Source organism: Helicobacter pylori, from assembly GCF_003638305.1.
Taxonomy (GTDB): domain Bacteria; phylum Campylobacterota; class Campylobacteria; order Campylobacterales; family Helicobacteraceae; genus Helicobacter; species Helicobacter pylori_DJ.
The window spans coordinates 1-14,654 of record NZ_MVYP01000012.1 but is presented as its reverse complement, the minus strand read 5'-3'; the positions used below and the strand labels follow the sequence as shown (position 1 = coordinate 14,654).

Below are 14,654 nucleotides of genomic sequence, written 5' to 3'. Positions count from 1 at the left end.
AGTTTTAACATTGATGCGTTGCGTGGTGTATTCTATCGCTAAAAATTCGCCCCTAGAGTTAGTGAAAATCTATCAAAAGCAATGCAAGCGATTTGATTGCGAGCTGGAATTAGTGGATTTATTCCCTAAAAATACCGCCAACGCTCAAAAAGTTTCTAAAGAACTCGCTCAAAAAAGCTACTCTCTAGCCTTTGAGCCGTATTTAAACCCTAAGGCAAAAAATATTGCTTTACACCCTAAAGCTCAAAGGGGCGATAGCTTTGCGTTTAGTAAAATGTTAGAAAATCATCTTAATATTAATTTTTTTATCGCTGGAGCGTATGGGTTTGAAGAAAAGTTTTTAAAGGATTGTCAAGCTTGGAGTTTGAGCGAGATGACTTTTAGCCATGAAGTGGCTAAAATTGTCTTATGCGAGCAAATTTATAGGGCTTTGAGCATTATTTTTAAGCATCCATACCATAAATAGGAGGTACGCATGCGTTTTTATATTATTTTTACATTTTTGTTTATTGTGGGTTTTGGCGTGTTTGTTTATAGTATTGATCCGCAAGCTTACGCCTTTAATTTAGGGAGCTACAGCTTTAATCTTCCCATTGCGGTATGGCTTATGGGCGTTTTGGGCATGTTCGCTTTTTTTTCATGGGTTTTTTTATTCAAACACAATCTCAGCCATAAAATCCGCTTATACCATGAAAAAAGGGATTTTGACAAATTGCTCAAACAAATCCTGTCCCAAGACACCCAAAAGACTTTTTTAAAAACGAAATTTAAAAGCGATCTCGCTAAAAACCTCTCTCAAATCTTAGCCCGCTATGATTTAAAGGCTGATTTAAACACGCCAAATAGTGGGTGCGAAAAAGTGGATAACCTTTTTAAGCATTACCACAATATAGAAAACAACACCCTTGAGCCTAAAGATCACGCTAAGCATTCCCTAGCTTATGAGCATGCTTATTTTTCTAAACGCTTGAAGGCTTTCATTCATAACGATTTAAAAAACGCCTTTGAAGTTTTAACAAACGCGCAAATCCCTTTGGAATTACGCCGCTACGCTTTTATAGAAATCGCCCAAAAAGGCAACAAAAAAGAGGTTTTAAAGGCTTTGAATGCGATGCAAGAGAACTTGGATAAAGAGTGCGTGAAGTCTTTTTTAAAAGCCTTTTTTGAAAAATCTTTAAACACAGACACTTTAAAAATTTCAGAGCTTTGCAAAAAGGTGGGTTATGATAAAGACGATTATTTAAAGCTCGCGCAAAAAGCGCAGAAATTTCTTGTCCCCGATCAATGGTTCCAGTTTTTTGAGATTTTAAGCCAAGAAGACGATAAGGCGCAAAAAGCCTTTTTATTCGTGTTGTTAGAATTAGAAATGAACGATCTCGCTAAAGAGCATCTAGCGGTTTTGTCTTTTGAAGAATACATGCTTTTAAACGCCTACATGGATTTGAAACAAGAGCATAAAAAAGCCTATAAGTTAGAAGCGTTTTTGTAGGGGGTTTGTTTGGCTTCATATTTTTTTAGGGCAGATAAAAATAGATGGTTGCAAAAAATTCAAGGAATGGGCTAATTGGATCGCCTTTAGCGCCAAATGATAAGAGGAAAGACGCTAATGTTTTAAACCTTGATGAAACTACTCCTAAAAGAAACAACTAAAGCCAAAAATACGCTATAACCACCATAAAAGGTTTTAGTAACCCATTTTGATGAAAACAGAACCTTTTTATTTTTTAAATTTTCTATGAATTTTATCTATATTTTAAAAATACTTTGCTCAATCAATACAACAAAAGAGTTTTAAGAAGATTTAAAAAAGGGCTAAAAAATAAATTTGTGTTTTTAAAAAAAAGATGATAAAAAAGATGATAAGGGTATTAAAAGAATACCCCAAATAAAGCTTTAAAAACGCACCACCATAGTAGCCATGTATGAACCTGATTTGAAGTTGCTAGGAGCACCTTCAGGCAATTTGATATGGAAATACTTTTGACAACCATTAACCGCTTTTTCATAATTTTTAGTGAAAGAATGATGATGGCGGTTTTCCAAAGGCCCTTTCATGTGTTTGCTCATTAACGCAGAATGCTTCAATTTCACAAACAGAAGCAAGTTTTCACCGAACAACGATTTCATCGTGAAAACGAACGCTCGTTTATAAAATGTCCGTTTGTCAATATCAATCCCAATAATCCCACTTCCAGCCGAATAGACTAAAGGTTTTGAATACAATCTCAGATCATCGCCATTCAAAACGCTTAACAAAATCCCTAAACTTATTAGTGTCCTAACCCCATTTTCTTTCCTTAAGATATAACATTATCCGTATGTTTGACAGATAAGGAAATTTAACCTAAAACACCTTAATGGTTGATTAAAAAATTAAAAAAAATGTATTTTTTAAAAAAGCGTTACGATTTAGAGAATTGTGAAGATTTTTATAATTGATGGTTATTTTTGAATAATTTTTTTAAATTGATTGATAATGAGATAAGACTCTTTTTTAATCCAATAGGGATCGCTAAAACCTTATTTTAATTTTAAAAAATGGGATTTTTAAATTTTTAGGTCAATGCCCAATTTAAGTTTTTAGTTTTCACCATACAACCTTTTTAAAAGATAAAACACCCCTACAAGCAAAGCCATACCAATGACAAGCGCGAGCGAGCGAGAATGCATAAAGCTTGCCACCCCTAAACTCACCGCGCTGCAAAGCATCGCAATAGTGGCATAAGGGAGTTGCGTGATGAAATGGCTTTGCACCGAACACCCTGCCCCCGTAGCCGATAGTATAGTCGTGTCAGAAATGGGGCTTGTGTGATCCCCATAAACCGCCCCAGAAAGGATCGCTGAAACAATCAAAATAATATCGCTTTCATTAGCCATGCCCGCTCCAATGGGCAGCATGATAGCAAACGCCCCCCAGCTTGTGCCGGTAGAAAAAGCGATAAACCCAGAAATTAAAAAAAAGATTAAAGGCATATACGCGCCTCCCCCATTATTTAAAAACCCCTTGCTGATGTGGGCCAAGTAAAGCCCTGTTTGAGCGTCATCTCTAATCACAGGCCCGATAGCCCAAGCGAGCGTTAAGACTAGTATCGCCGGCCCCACACTCTTAAAGCCTTCAACAATAAGTTTAAAAAAACTCCCTTTTTCTAAAAACTTATAAGCTAAAAGACAAGTAACAATGAGCGAAAACAGCCCTCCATAAAAGAGCGAAAAACTCGCATCAGTGTTTTTTAAGATCACTCCTGTATAAAAAATCAATGATGAAATGGACGCAATCAATAATAAAATAGAAAGGGGCAACAGGCTTAAGGGGGCCAATTTTGGAGAGCTTTCTTCTTGTTCGCTATAAAAATCCTTCACGCCTATGTTTTGATACTTCCTCATGCCAGGGAGATTGATTTGCCATAAAATGGTGAGAAAGACTGCAATGAGCGCAAAAATCGCATAATAATTACTGCTCAAGCTTTGCACAAGCACCGAAAAACTATCTTTTAATAAGGGCGAGCTGTCGTTATTCATGATCCCCATAATATACGCCCCCCAGCTAGAAATGGGGACTAGCAAGCACACCGGTGCTGAAGTGGAGTCTATAATATAAGCCAAGCGCTCTCGTGTGGAGTTATGAGCGTCGTTTAAAGATTTTGAGATTTGCCCCACGGTTAGGGCGTTAAAATAATCATCTACAAAAATAATAATGCCTGAAAAAAAAGCGATAAATTCGGGGGTTTTAGCGTTTTTAGAGTATTTTTTAGCTTTTTTGACAAAGTTCTGCACGCTACCGGATTTTAAAATCACCTGGCTTAAGACGCCTAAAAAGATTAAAAACCCAAAAACATAGAGGTTGGAAAGATTGAAATGAAGCCCTTTTTCTGGCTCGTAAGTGTAAAAAACGGAAGTGATTTTATGATAAATATATTCTACGAGTTGGGAAAGGTGTAACGAATGCGTTAAAACAGCGCTCACTAAAATGCCCACAAATAACGAGAGCGCAACTCTTTTAGTAAAAACCACCATTAAAATAACGCTAAGAGGAACAATAAGACTTGATGCTGACAATCCCACCGAATAAAATCCTTTAAACTAATCTTTAAATTTCAATTAAAAGAGACAATCAATATTCACAAAATTCTTTATTAATTAAAAGAAGAGATGAATTTGCCAAAACAAATCGCTTAAAAGATTTTAATCAAGTGGCCGGGAGAGAGGGATTCGAACCCCCGGAGGTATGACCCTCAACGGTTTTCAAGACCGCCGCTTTCAACCACTCAGCCATCTCCCGCTATTTTTCATAAAAGTCCCTTGCAAAAGTCCCTAAATGACTACAATATGGAGGCGACACCCGGATTCGAACCGGGGAATCAAAGTTTTGCAGACTCATGCCTTACCACTTGGCTATGTCGCCTTAAATTTTAACACTAGCGTATTCAAAAAATAAAATCAAATCGCACTCAAAAATGGTGCCCAAAGCCGGACTTGAACCGGCACGGTATTGCTACCGAGGGATTTTAAGTCCCTTGTGTCTACCAATTCCACCACCTGGGCAAACTAAATAGAAACCATGCTCTAGAAGTTAAATCAAAATATGGAGCGGGAAACGGGGATCGAACCCGCGGCCCCGACCTTGGCAAGGTCGTGCTCTACCACTGAGCTATTCCCGCACTCTTTATTCAAAAAGACGATTGTTATTGTATCTAAACTCAATAATAAAAGTCAAGGGCTTATGAAAAATTTCAAAACTGATTTTAAAACCAATCAAAACAGCCAAAACCCCTTTTATTTAAAAAATGAACAATAATGTTTTGAGTTTCCATTCAAACAAAACCCGTTTAAGAATTTCTAAATATGGGTAAAAAATATACAATACCTTATAATAAGATGAAAATTCATGGCGTTTTGCGCTCATTTTTTATTTCTTTTTAATTTGATTGCATAATAATAGCTGACATAACACATAATCATAGGAGTTTCAATCATGAAAGAAGTCATCCATTCAACGCTAGCCCCAAAGGCTATAGGCCCTTACTCTCAAGCTATCGCTACTAACGATCTTGTTTTTGTCTCTGGGCAATTAGGCATTGATGCGAGCACCGGCGAATTTAAAGGTGCGGATATTCATTCTCAAACCACGCAATCCATGGAAAATATCAAAGCGATTTTAAAAGAAGCAGGGTTAGGGATGGATAGCGTGGTTAAAACGACTATTTTATTGAAAAGTTTAGACGATTTTGCGGTGGTGAATGAAATTTATGGGAGTTATTTTACAGAGCCTTATCCGGCTAGAGCGACCTTTCAAGTGGCCAAACTGCCTAAAGACGCTTTAGTAGAAATTGAAGCGATAGCCATTAAGTAATTTTATTAAAGGGACTATCAGCATGAAAAAAGAAGTCGTGGTAATCGGCGGTGGGATTGTAGGGCTTTCTTGTGCGTATTCTATGCATAAATTAGGGCATAAGGTTTGCGTGATTGAAAAAAGCGATGGCGCAAACGGCACTTCTTTTGGGAATGCCGGGCTTATTTCTGCGTTTAAAAAAGCCCCGCTCTCATGCCCTGGTGTGGTGTTAGATACCCTAAAACTCATGCTCAAAAACCAAGCCCCTTTAAAATTCCATTTTGGGCTTAATTTAAAGCTCTATCAATGGATTTTAAAGTTTATGACAAGTGCGAACGCTAAGTCCACGCACCGCACCATGGCGTTATTTGAACGCTACGGGTGGCTGAGTATTGATATGTATCATCAAATGCTAGAAGACGGCATGGATTTTTGGTATAAAGAAGATGGGTTGTTGATGATCTACACTTTAGAAGAAAGTTTTGAAAAAAAGATTAAAACTTGCGATAACAGCGGCGCTTATAAGATTTTAAATGTGAAAGAAACCAAAGAATACATGCCTATCGCTAATGACAATATCTGCGGGAGCGTGCTTTTGACCGAAAACGCGCATGTGGATCCGGGCGAAGTGATGCGCTCTTTGCAACAATATTTGCAAAATGTTGGCGTGGAGTTCCTTTATAATGAGGAAGTGGTTGATTTTGAGTTTAAAAACAACCTTATTGATGGCGTTATCACGCATAAGGAAAAAATCCAAGCAGAAACAATCATTCTAGCCACTGGGGCTAACCCCACTCTCATTAAAAAAACCAAAAACGATTTTTTAATGATGGGGGCTAAAGGATATAGCATCACCTTTAAAATGCCTGAAGAATTAAAGCCCAAAACCTCTTCCTTATTTGCGGATATTTTCATGGCGATGACCCCACGAAGAGACACTGTAAGGATCACTTCTAAATTAGAATTAAACACCAATAACGCTCTCATTGACAAAGAGCAAATCGCTAACATGAAAAAGAATTTAGCCGCTTTCACGCAGCCTTTTGAAATGAAAGACGCCACAGAATGGTGCGGTTTCAGGCCCTTAACCCCTAATGATATTCCTTATTTGGGCTATGACAAACGCTATAAAAACTTAATCCATGCGACAGGGCTGGGGTGGCTTGGCATCACTTTTGGCCCGGCCATTGGTAAAATCATCGCCAATTTAAGCCAAGACGGAGCGAATGAAAAAAATGCCGATATTATGCTTTTTTCTGCATTTTTTAGGGATTAAGGAATTTCTTTTTTAAACCCTAGTTTGTTAAGGAGCTTTTATGGAAACGATTGATTCGGTGGTGCGTTTATTATCCAATTTTGTGTGGGGGATTCCCATGCAAATCTTATTAGTAGGCACCGGTTTGTTTTTAACCTTTTATCTTAGGGGTTTGCAATTCAGTAAGATCTTTTATGCGATCAAAATCCTTTTTGACAAAGAGTCCCAATCTAAGGGCGACATTTCGCAATTTTCCGCTCTCATGCTTTCTTTAGGAGCGACTGTAGGCATTGGGAGTATCGTAGGCGTAGCGACCGCTATCAGCATTGCAGGGCCAGGAGCGGTGTTTTGGATGTGGGTTACCGGGCTTGTTGGCATGGCGACTAAGTATTCTGAGGGGATTTTAGCGGTGAAATACAGGGAAAAGGGGGCGTTTGGATACAATGGAGGGCCCATGTATTACATCAAAAACGGCCTTAACATGCCCAAACTCGCCATGGCGTTTGCGATTTTTACGATTATTGCGAGCATTGGCACCGGTAACATGACGCAGTCTAATGCGGTTTCTTCCATTTTGAACGAACAAGCGAACTTGCCCACTTGGGTTTCAGGTTTATTGCTCACTCTTTTAACCGCTTTCATTGTCATTGGGGGGATTAAATCCATTGGTAAATTCACTTCTTACTTAGCTCCTATTATGGTGCTTTTGTATTTGATTGCTATCATTTATATTATTGTTAGCCATTTTGATTTAGCCCTTCAAGCGATCAAACTCATTTTTGAAGAAGCCTTTAACCCTAAACCCGTTGTGGGCGGAGCGAGCGGCGCGTTGATAGCGACGATGATAAAAACGGGCGTGGCTAGGGGGTTGTATTCTAATGAAGCGGGGTTGGGGAGCTCAGCCATTATTGCTGCAAGCGCTCAAACACGCCACCCGGTGCGCCAAGCCTTAGTGTCCATGCTCCAAACTTTTATTGTAACCTTAGTGGTGTGTTCGGCAACAGCGAGCGTGATTTTAATGGCGCCAGAATACAACACCTTGCTCCCTAATGGGGAAAAATTAAGCGCTAATTTGCTCACTCTAAAAAGTACGGAGTATTTTCTAGGCTCATTAGGGGCGGTAGTGATTTTTTTGACCATGATCTTTTTTGCCTACTCTACGATTATTGGTTGGGCTTATTATGGGGAAAAATGCACTGAATACGCCTTTGGTGAAAAAAAAGTGAAATATTACCGCTTGATCTTTTTAGCGAGCGTGATGGTGGGGGCTATGGCTAAAATTGATTTTGTGTGGAATTTAGCGGATCTTTCTAACGGGCTTATGGCTATCCCTAATTTGATCGCTTTGATTTTATTGCATAAAGTGGTTTATTCTGAAACTCGTTGGTATTTTAGCAAGCATTCTAACAAGTAAGATGGCATGTTAAAAAGGGCGAGTTTTGTAGAAGTGGATACCGCTTCTTTAAGGCATAATTTTAGCGCAGTCAAAAGCATTGTCCCTAAAGACGCTTGTGTCATGGCGGTTGTCAAGGCGAACGCTTATGGGGCAGGGGCGATTAAGGCAAGCGAAATTTTTTTACAAGAAGGGGCTAATTATTTAGGGGTAGCGGCCTTAGATGAAGCTTTAGAGTTGCGCTCTCATTTCCCTAAAACCCCCATTTTGATTTTAGGCTATAGCCCTAATTCTAACGCTTCCATGCTGATTGATAACGATTTGAGCGCTATGGTTTTTAGCCTTGAACAAGCGGAAGTTTTTTCCCAAATGGCTTTAAAAGCCAAAAAACGCTTAAAAATTCATCTTAAAATTGATACTGGCATGCACCGCTTGGGTTTAGAGCCTAATTTTAAAAGCATAGAAATCATTAAAAAAATCCGCGCTTTAAGAGGCTTGGAAATAGAGGGGATATTCACGCATTTAAGCAACGCTGATGCTAAGATTAAAACCCATGCTAAAAACCAGATGAAAGCCTTTAACACTTTTTTAGAGCAGCTTTTGGATCAAAAAATAGAGTTCCAATACCGCCATGCCTACAATTCCGCCGGTATCCTTTCTTTGTGTAACGGGAATGAAAACCGCTTCTTAAACCTCTATCGCCCAGGCATCATGCTCTATGGTTTTTACCCCTCTAATGAAATGAAAGAATCATGCCCAACCATCTTGAAAAATGTTATCAGCCTGAAAGCCCAAATCGTTCAAATCAGAAGCGTTAAAAAAGGCGAATTTATTGGCTATGGCGAGCATTTTTATACCAATGAAGAGACTTTAGTGGGTGTTTTAGCTCTAGGGTATGCAGACGGGTTAATGCGCGCTTTAAGCAATCGCATTCAAGTAGTAATCAATAACCAATTAGCCCCCCTTATTGGCAAGGTGTGCATGGATCAATGCTTTGTCAAACTCAATAATATTCAAGCCAAAGAGGGCGATGAAGTCATCTTATTTGGGGATAAAAGCGCTAAGGCTAACGATGCAAGCGAGATTGCTGCGCTTTTAAACACCATTCCTTATGAAACTATCAGCACTTTGTCCAAACGCTTGGAGCGCGTCTATATCTAAAATCAAACCATGCAAAACTTTATTTTGTGTTAGAATGCTTGAAAAAATTAGGGTTGATTAAAGAATGAAAAAAGTTTTATTTTTGTTAGTAATAAGTTTTTTGGGGAGTTTTTTGAACGCTTCTAGCTTGTATGAAAAACTTATCAATAAAGAAACGATCAGCGTTGGCACAGAGGGCATTTACCCCCCTTTCACTTACCATGATAAAGAAGGCAAGCTCACCGGCTATGATGTGGAAGTGGCTAGGGAGTTGGCTAAAGAGCTTGGCGTGAAAATCAAATTCCACGAAACTTCATGGGATATCATGCTGACAGGTTTGAAATCGGGGCGTTTTGATATGGTCGCTAACCAGGTGAGTTTGACGACTAAAAAACGCCAAGCGGCTTTTGACAAAAGCTTGCCTTATAGCTATTCAGGCACGATCATGTTAGTTAGAAAAGATGAAAACCGCATTAAAGATATTAAAGACATCAAGGGTTTGAGAGCGGCTAACACTTTAAGCTCCACTTATGGGGAAATCGCTTTTAAATACGACGCTCAAATCGTTTCGGTGGATTCTATGGCGCAAGCCTTGTTGCTAGTGGCACAAAAACGAGCCGATTTGACCTTAAATAGTTCTTTAGCGATCTTAAACTACCTAAACACCCATAAAAACAGCCCCTTTAAAATCGCATGGGAATCCAAAGAAAAAGATGGGGGCACTTCCTTTGTCATTAACAAGCACCAAGAAAAAGCCTTAGAACTTATCAACCAGGCGATGCAAAGATTGATCAACAAAGGGGTTTTAAAACGCTTAGGCGAACAATTTTTTGGAAAAGATGTCAGCCAGCCATAATCTGTCTTTGTTTTTTGAATCTTTAGATTTGAGCAAGGAGCGTTTGGAATTACTATTAGAGACTTTTTACCCCATGCTAAAAGCCGCTTTTTCTATTTCTTTGCCTTTAGCGATTGTCTCTTTTATTTTGGGCTTATTGATTGCTATTGTGGTGGCTCTCATTAAAATCGCGCCCCCTAAACGTTTCATTCATAGGGCTTTATTAGCGGGCGTGAATTTCTATGTCTCGCTCATTAGAGGCACGCCTTTATTGGTCCAAATCGTAGTCGTGTTTTATGGTTTGCCAGCTCTTGGGGTTTATATGGATCCAATCCCGGCAGGCATTATTGCGTTTTCTTTTAATGTGGGGGCATACGCTTCAGAGACTTTAAGGGCGAGCTTTCTTTCTGTCCCTAAAGATCAATGGGATTCAAGCTTGAGTTTGGGCTTGAATTACTTGCAAACCTTTTGGCATGTCATCTTTTTTCAAGCGCTCAAAGTCGCCACGCCAAGCCTGAGTAACACTTTCATTAGCCTTTTTAAAGAAACTTCTTTGGCGTCTGTGGTCACTATCGCAGAGGTTTTTAGAATCGCACAGCAAAAAGCGAACGCCAGCTATGATTTTTTGCCTATTTACTTGGAAGCCGCTTTGATTTATTGGCTTTTTTGCTTGGTTTTAGAAGTGATCCAAAAGCGCGTGGAAAAAATCTTAAATTAGGTTGGCTCAATCCAATCCCTTTAATATTTGATTATAATACAGCCTAAATAAAATACAAAATAAGGAGATTCTCATGGGTGTGTTTTTGGATAAGACCATTAAAGAAGTGGTAGATGAATTGAATGTTTGTTATTTTTTGCCTGACATTCAGCGTGAATACGTGTGGCTCCAAAAAGCCGATGAAAAAAAGATGGAGCAACTTTTTGACTCCATTCTTAGGGGCTATCCTATCGGCTCTTTTTTATTTTGGAAATTACAAAAAGAGGATATAGCCAAGAGCGATGAACAAGATAGCGATAAACTCAATTTCCAACTCTATCAATTCATTACAAATTACGATGAGCGAAAGCCTCACAATGAAAAAATCCGTATTGAACAAATCAATCGTGATGATTTGTATATCGTCCTAGACGGCCAACAACGCTTGACCTCGCTTTATATCGGGCTTAAAGGTACTAGAACGCTTAAGAAAAAGTGGGCTAGAAACTATGAGGAGAAGCGTTTGTATTTGAACTTGAAGCACCAGCCAAACATGGACAACCCAGAAGACAATTACCAGTTTGAATTTCATGCCAAAAAGCCTGAAAACGATAAAAAGCATTTTTGGTTTAAGGTGGAGGATATTTTGGAATTAAAGAGTGTTATAAATTATGTGAGAGAACACAATTTAGGTAATGAAGAGTCAGAATTATTAGAAACACTAAACAAAGCTTTTCACGACAAACAACTCATTTCATTTTTTGAAGAAACAGAAAAAAATCTTAATAAAGTTTTAAATATCTTTATCCGTGTCAATAGCGGCGGGGTCAAGTTAAGCTATTCTGATTTATTGATGTCTATTTTGACAGCAAGTTTTTCAAGCGATATTAGAGAAAAAATGAATGAGCTAGTGGATGCTTTAAAAGACAAAGGCTTTTCAAACATGGGGCAAGACCAGGTGCTAAAAACTTGCTTGCTTCTCATTGGTAAAGACACTACTTTTGAATTAAAAAATTTTAATAAAAATAATATCAAAGAGATTGAAGAAAATTGGGAAAAAATTACAGAAAGCATTTATAATGCTACAAAACTATTAGAAACTTTTGGTTATGCCAACTATCTAGGTTCAGCTTATATTTTATCCAGTTTAGCTTATTTTTATTTTTTAAATTCAAAAATGAATGAGAACGATAAAGAACAAGCCCTAAAATTTGTCCGTAACGCTCAAATCACGAGTTATTTTACTCCTTCAACGGATACAAAATTAAACAACATAGCCAATAGCATGAAGGATGTGAAAACCTTTGAATCATTCAACCACAATTTAGCCAAACACCAAACAAGCCCTTTAAAAATCACTAACGATGCGATAGAAGACTTGATGTGTTCTAGTAGTCATGCTAGAGTCTTTCCTATTTTACAAATTTTATACCCACACCTGAACTGCAAAACCACCACTTTTCATAATAGACCATATTTATCCAAAGTCCAAGTTTAAAAAAAATAAAAAATTGGATAAAGATTTCTATGAGTGTGAGAATCATTTATACAACCTCCAGCTTTTAGAAGGCCAAGAAAACAGTGCCAAAAAGGATAAAGACCCTGAGGTGTGGCTCAAAGAAGAATATAAAAATGAGCAAGCCATAGAAGAGTATAAAAGAAAAAATTATATTGACCCTAATTTAAAATTAGAATGGGAAAATATCAAGGAATTTCGTGAAACAAGAGAAGAAGCTATCATTGAAAAATTAAAGGAAGTGTTATTACCCAAGTCTTCATAGGAGTGTTTTCGTGGCTGATATAATCGGGTAAAGCGTTTTGACAAAACAAGTAAACAAAATTTAAACTCGTTTAAGTGATGCTTAATGATAAAAAATATAGAATGATTCACTTTTTGAACGCTAATCAAATTTTATTTAATGTTTGTTACCTAAAAAATGCCATTAAGGTGTAAGGTAGCTATATTAATTTTATCAATCTTAGTTTCAAAATGAAAAATTTAAAAGGGCGATAGCCTAGTGAAAGGATAATCAATAAAACATTTAGGCAAAAAAGAGGTAAGAACCTTAGGGTTGTCTTCGCTTGGGGGGACTTTAGAATTTTATGATTTTATCATCTTTGTATTTTTTACAAGCATCATTGCTAAACACTTTTTCCCAAATACTCTCAGCCCTATTTGGTCTGAAATCAACACTTATGGTATCTTTGCTGCAGGTTATCTGGCGCGCCCGCTTGGTGGTATAGTGATGGCCCACTTTGGGGATAAATTCGGTCGTAAAAACATGTTCATGCTCTCTATTTTATTGATGGTAATCCCAACCTTTGCGCTCGCTTTGATGCCAACTTTTGATCATTTGGTGGGTTTTGGCGTTGATAGCATGGGACTTAGCCTAAAAAACGCTCATTATCTTGGTTACATAGCCCCTGTTTTTTTGGTGCTTGTTAGGATTTGTCAAGGCGTTGCTGTGGGTGGTGAATTGCCTGGCGCTTGGGTTTTTGTCCATGAACATGCCCCACAAGGACAAAAAAACACTTATATCGGTTTTTTAACCGCTTCTGTAGTTTCTGGGATTTTGCTTGGGAGTTTGGTTTATATTGGGATTTACATGGTTTTTGACAAGCCTGTTGTTGAAGATTGGGCTTGGAGGGTTGCTTTTGGGCTTGGAGGGGTTTTTGGTATCATTTCTGTGTATTTGAGGCGCTTTTTAGAAGAAACTCCTGTTTTTCAGCAAATGAAGCAAGACGATGCCTTAGTCAAATTCCCGCTTAAAGAGGTGTTTAAAAACTCTCTCTTTGGTATATCAATCTCCATGCTTATCACTTGGGTTTTAACCGCTTGTATTTTGATTTTTATCCTTTTTGTTCCTAATTTTACTCTTACGCACCCTAATTTTCATTTCACTCCTTTTGAAAAAACCTATTTTCAAATTTTAGGACTTGTTGGTATTGTAAGTTCTATTGTTTTAACCGGGTTTTTGGCCGATAAAATCAAACCGCACAAAGTTTGCATGGTTTTTAGTGTGGCCTTTGGGTTTTTTGGCTTTTTATTCTTCAAAGAATTTTATTCTAACGCGCCAAGTTTAGTCAATACTATAGTTTTATACTTTTTAGCCTGCTTTTGCGCGGGTATTATGAATTTTTGCCCCATTTTCATGAGCGATGTGTTTAGCGCTAGAATCCGTTTTAGTGGGATTTCCTTTGCCTATAACATAGCCTATGCTATAACCGCCGGCTTTACCCCTCAACTTTCAAGCTGGTTGAATGCAAAAGCCATAGCAGCACTTGAAAGCTTGCAAAGTTATGGTCTAAGTTTTTATATTTTTGTGGTTGCTTTAATCGCTTTTCTCGCATCGCTTTTAATGGCGCCAATTTATAATAAATCTAATACCCAACACGAAGTGTCGCCCACAGCATGAAAGAAGCGCAAACTTTTGAATCATTCAACCAAGATTGAGCCGATTTTCATTAAACCATATTTTAAAAAAATCGTATTGACCCTAGAATTAAAAATATAGAGGAATTTCGTGGAAAAAGAGAGAAAAAGCTAAAAAATGAAGCGTTATTATTTAAGTTTTAATAGGGTGTTTTAGCGCTATTTGTTGTAAGGGTTTAACGCTTGGCGTTGGTGGATTTTGGTGGTGGTGAAATTCTTAATATTCAAAGATTTTTGCAAAGATTTTTAAACTTATCGTTTCAGGTTTCATTTTGTTGTAAAACTCTTAAGGGGGTGGGGGGATATTATAATTCCTTTCTGCAACCTCATTAAAATCCCCCCTAGATCCCTATGGAGCGCATCACAATGAAATTATCGCTTGATTAAGCTTTTCAATATTTTCACGCCTTAAAACACCCACCCATAATTAAAAAACACCTTAAAGTGGCTAGCCCCTTCATTGAAAACAAAAGAGTTCGTGTAATCGCTACCACTAGAAACGACGCTAGCTTTTCTTTGGATTAAAGGGATGCTAATCCCTACAGAATATTTAGAATGCTTATAGCGGTAAT

The 14,654-nt window shown here is 37.9% G+C and carries 11 protein-coding genes, 4 tRNA genes and 1 pseudogene; 10 read left to right on the top strand and 6 right to left on the bottom strand.

Annotation, left to right across the window (positions count from 1 at the left end; genetic code table 11):
• Window positions 1-13: 13 nt before the first annotated feature.
• Together rlmH and EAL04_RS06070 are read left to right on the top strand one after the other, a co-directional pair.
• Window positions 14-466 carry a 23S rRNA (pseudouridine(1915)-N(3))-methyltransferase RlmH gene (rlmH, locus tag EAL04_RS06075; protein ID WP_001943019.1) on the top strand — a complete coding sequence of 151 codons (453 nt, stop codon included), beginning with the start codon at window positions 14-16 and terminating at the stop codon, window positions 464-466.
• 9 nt (window positions 467-475) lie between these two features.
• Window positions 476-1,489 carry a LapA family protein gene (locus tag EAL04_RS06070; protein WP_078259053.1) on the top strand — a complete coding sequence of 338 codons (1,014 nt, stop codon included), beginning with the start codon at window positions 476-478 and terminating at the stop codon, window positions 1,487-1,489.
• A 404-nt stretch (window positions 1,490-1,893) separates the two neighbouring features.
• Here the strand turns inward: EAL04_RS06070 and EAL04_RS06065 are convergent, their stop codons facing one another.
• From EAL04_RS06065 to EAL04_RS06040, 6 genes are all read right to left on the bottom strand, one after another.
• The gene (locus EAL04_RS06065) at window positions 1,894-2,256 is read right to left on the bottom strand and encodes a hypothetical protein (protein ID WP_000953806.1); all 363 of its coding nucleotides are present in this window, start codon (window positions 2,254-2,256) and stop codon (window positions 1,894-1,896) included.
• 324 nt (window positions 2,257-2,580) lie between these two features.
• Window positions 2,581-4,062 (bottom strand): Na+/H+ antiporter NhaC family protein, encoded by a 1,482-nt coding sequence (locus EAL04_RS06060; RefSeq protein ID WP_120973999.1) that lies wholly within the window; start codon window positions 4,060-4,062, stop codon window positions 2,581-2,583.
• 129 nt (window positions 4,063-4,191) lie between these two features.
• A tRNA-Ser gene (locus EAL04_RS06055) sits at window positions 4,192-4,279 on the bottom strand.
• A gap of 48 nt (window positions 4,280-4,327) precedes the next feature.
• Window positions 4,328-4,402, bottom strand: a tRNA-Cys gene (locus EAL04_RS06050).
• A gap of 53 nt (window positions 4,403-4,455) precedes the next feature.
• Window positions 4,456-4,542, bottom strand: a tRNA-Leu gene (locus EAL04_RS06045).
• Between the two features lie 41 nt (window positions 4,543-4,583).
• Window positions 4,584-4,658: transfer RNA gene (locus tag EAL04_RS06040), tRNA-Gly, on the bottom strand.
• Window positions 4,659-4,972: 314 nt separating this feature from the next.
• Between EAL04_RS06040 and EAL04_RS06035 the strand changes: the two genes are divergently transcribed.
• The 8 genes and pseudogenes from EAL04_RS06035 (at window position 4,973) to EAL04_RS06000 (ending at window position 14,065) form a co-directional block, all read left to right on the top strand.
• The gene (locus EAL04_RS06035) at window positions 4,973-5,350 is read left to right on the top strand and encodes a RidA family protein (protein ID WP_000665788.1); all 378 of its coding nucleotides are present in this window, start codon (window positions 4,973-4,975) and stop codon (window positions 5,348-5,350) included.
• A gap of 22 nt (window positions 5,351-5,372) precedes the next feature.
• Window positions 5,373-6,605 carry an NAD(P)/FAD-dependent oxidoreductase gene (locus EAL04_RS06030; protein ID WP_120973997.1) on the top strand — a complete coding sequence of 411 codons (1,233 nt, stop codon included), beginning with the start codon at window positions 5,373-5,375 and terminating at the stop codon, window positions 6,603-6,605.
• Between the two features lie 40 nt (window positions 6,606-6,645).
• On the top strand, window positions 6,646-7,998 hold the full coding sequence (locus EAL04_RS06025; protein ID WP_120973995.1) for an alanine/glycine:cation symporter family protein: 1,353 nt from the start codon (window positions 6,646-6,648) through the stop codon (window positions 7,996-7,998).
• Window positions 7,999-8,004: 6 nt separating this feature from the next.
• Window positions 8,005-9,138 carry an alanine racemase gene (gene alr, locus EAL04_RS06020; RefSeq protein WP_120973993.1) on the top strand — a complete coding sequence of 378 codons (1,134 nt, stop codon included), beginning with the start codon at window positions 8,005-8,007 and terminating at the stop codon, window positions 9,136-9,138.
• Between the two features lie 64 nt (window positions 9,139-9,202).
• Window positions 9,203-9,973, top strand: coding sequence for an amino acid ABC transporter substrate-binding protein (locus EAL04_RS06015; RefSeq protein ID WP_120973991.1), 771 nt, complete (start codon window positions 9,203-9,205; stop codon window positions 9,971-9,973).
• Complete coding sequence (locus EAL04_RS06010) at window positions 9,957-10,670, top strand: amino acid ABC transporter permease (RefSeq protein ID WP_120974046.1); 714 nt, start codon at window positions 9,957-9,959, stop codon at window positions 10,668-10,670. Before EAL04_RS06015 ends, EAL04_RS06010 begins: the two co-directional genes overlap by 17 nt.
• Before the next feature lie 73 nt (window positions 10,671-10,743).
• A pseudogene (locus EAL04_RS06005) lies at window positions 10,744-12,430 on the top strand (DUF262 domain-containing protein).
• A 252-nt stretch (window positions 12,431-12,682) separates the two neighbouring features.
• Window positions 12,683-14,065: an MFS transporter gene (locus EAL04_RS06000; protein ID WP_120973989.1), complete on the top strand. Its 1,383-nt coding sequence runs from the start codon at window positions 12,683-12,685 to the stop codon at window positions 14,063-14,065.
• Window positions 14,066-14,654: the final 589 nt, after the last annotated feature.

Bases quoted from the DNA above. Each gene is read 5' to 3' on its own strand.
- rlmH (WP_001943019.1), top strand. From the start codon at position 14: ATGCGTTGCGTGGTGTATTCTATCGCTAAAAATTCGCCCCTAGAGTTA.
- EAL04_RS06070 (WP_078259053.1), top strand. From the start codon at position 476: ATGCGTTTTTATATTATTTTTACATTTTTGTTTATTGTGGGTTTTGGC.
- EAL04_RS06035 (WP_000665788.1), top strand. From the start codon at position 4,973: ATGAAAGAAGTCATCCATTCAACGCTAGCCCCAAAGGCTATAGGCCCT.
- EAL04_RS06030 (WP_120973997.1), top strand. From the start codon at position 5,373: ATGAAAAAAGAAGTCGTGGTAATCGGCGGTGGGATTGTAGGGCTTTCT.
- EAL04_RS06025 (WP_120973995.1), top strand. From the start codon at position 6,646: ATGGAAACGATTGATTCGGTGGTGCGTTTATTATCCAATTTTGTGTGG.
- alr (WP_120973993.1), top strand. From the start codon at position 8,005: ATGTTAAAAAGGGCGAGTTTTGTAGAAGTGGATACCGCTTCTTTAAGG.
- EAL04_RS06015 (WP_120973991.1), top strand. From the start codon at position 9,203: ATGAAAAAAGTTTTATTTTTGTTAGTAATAAGTTTTTTGGGGAGTTTT.
- EAL04_RS06010 (WP_120974046.1), top strand. From the start codon at position 9,957: ATGTCAGCCAGCCATAATCTGTCTTTGTTTTTTGAATCTTTAGATTTG.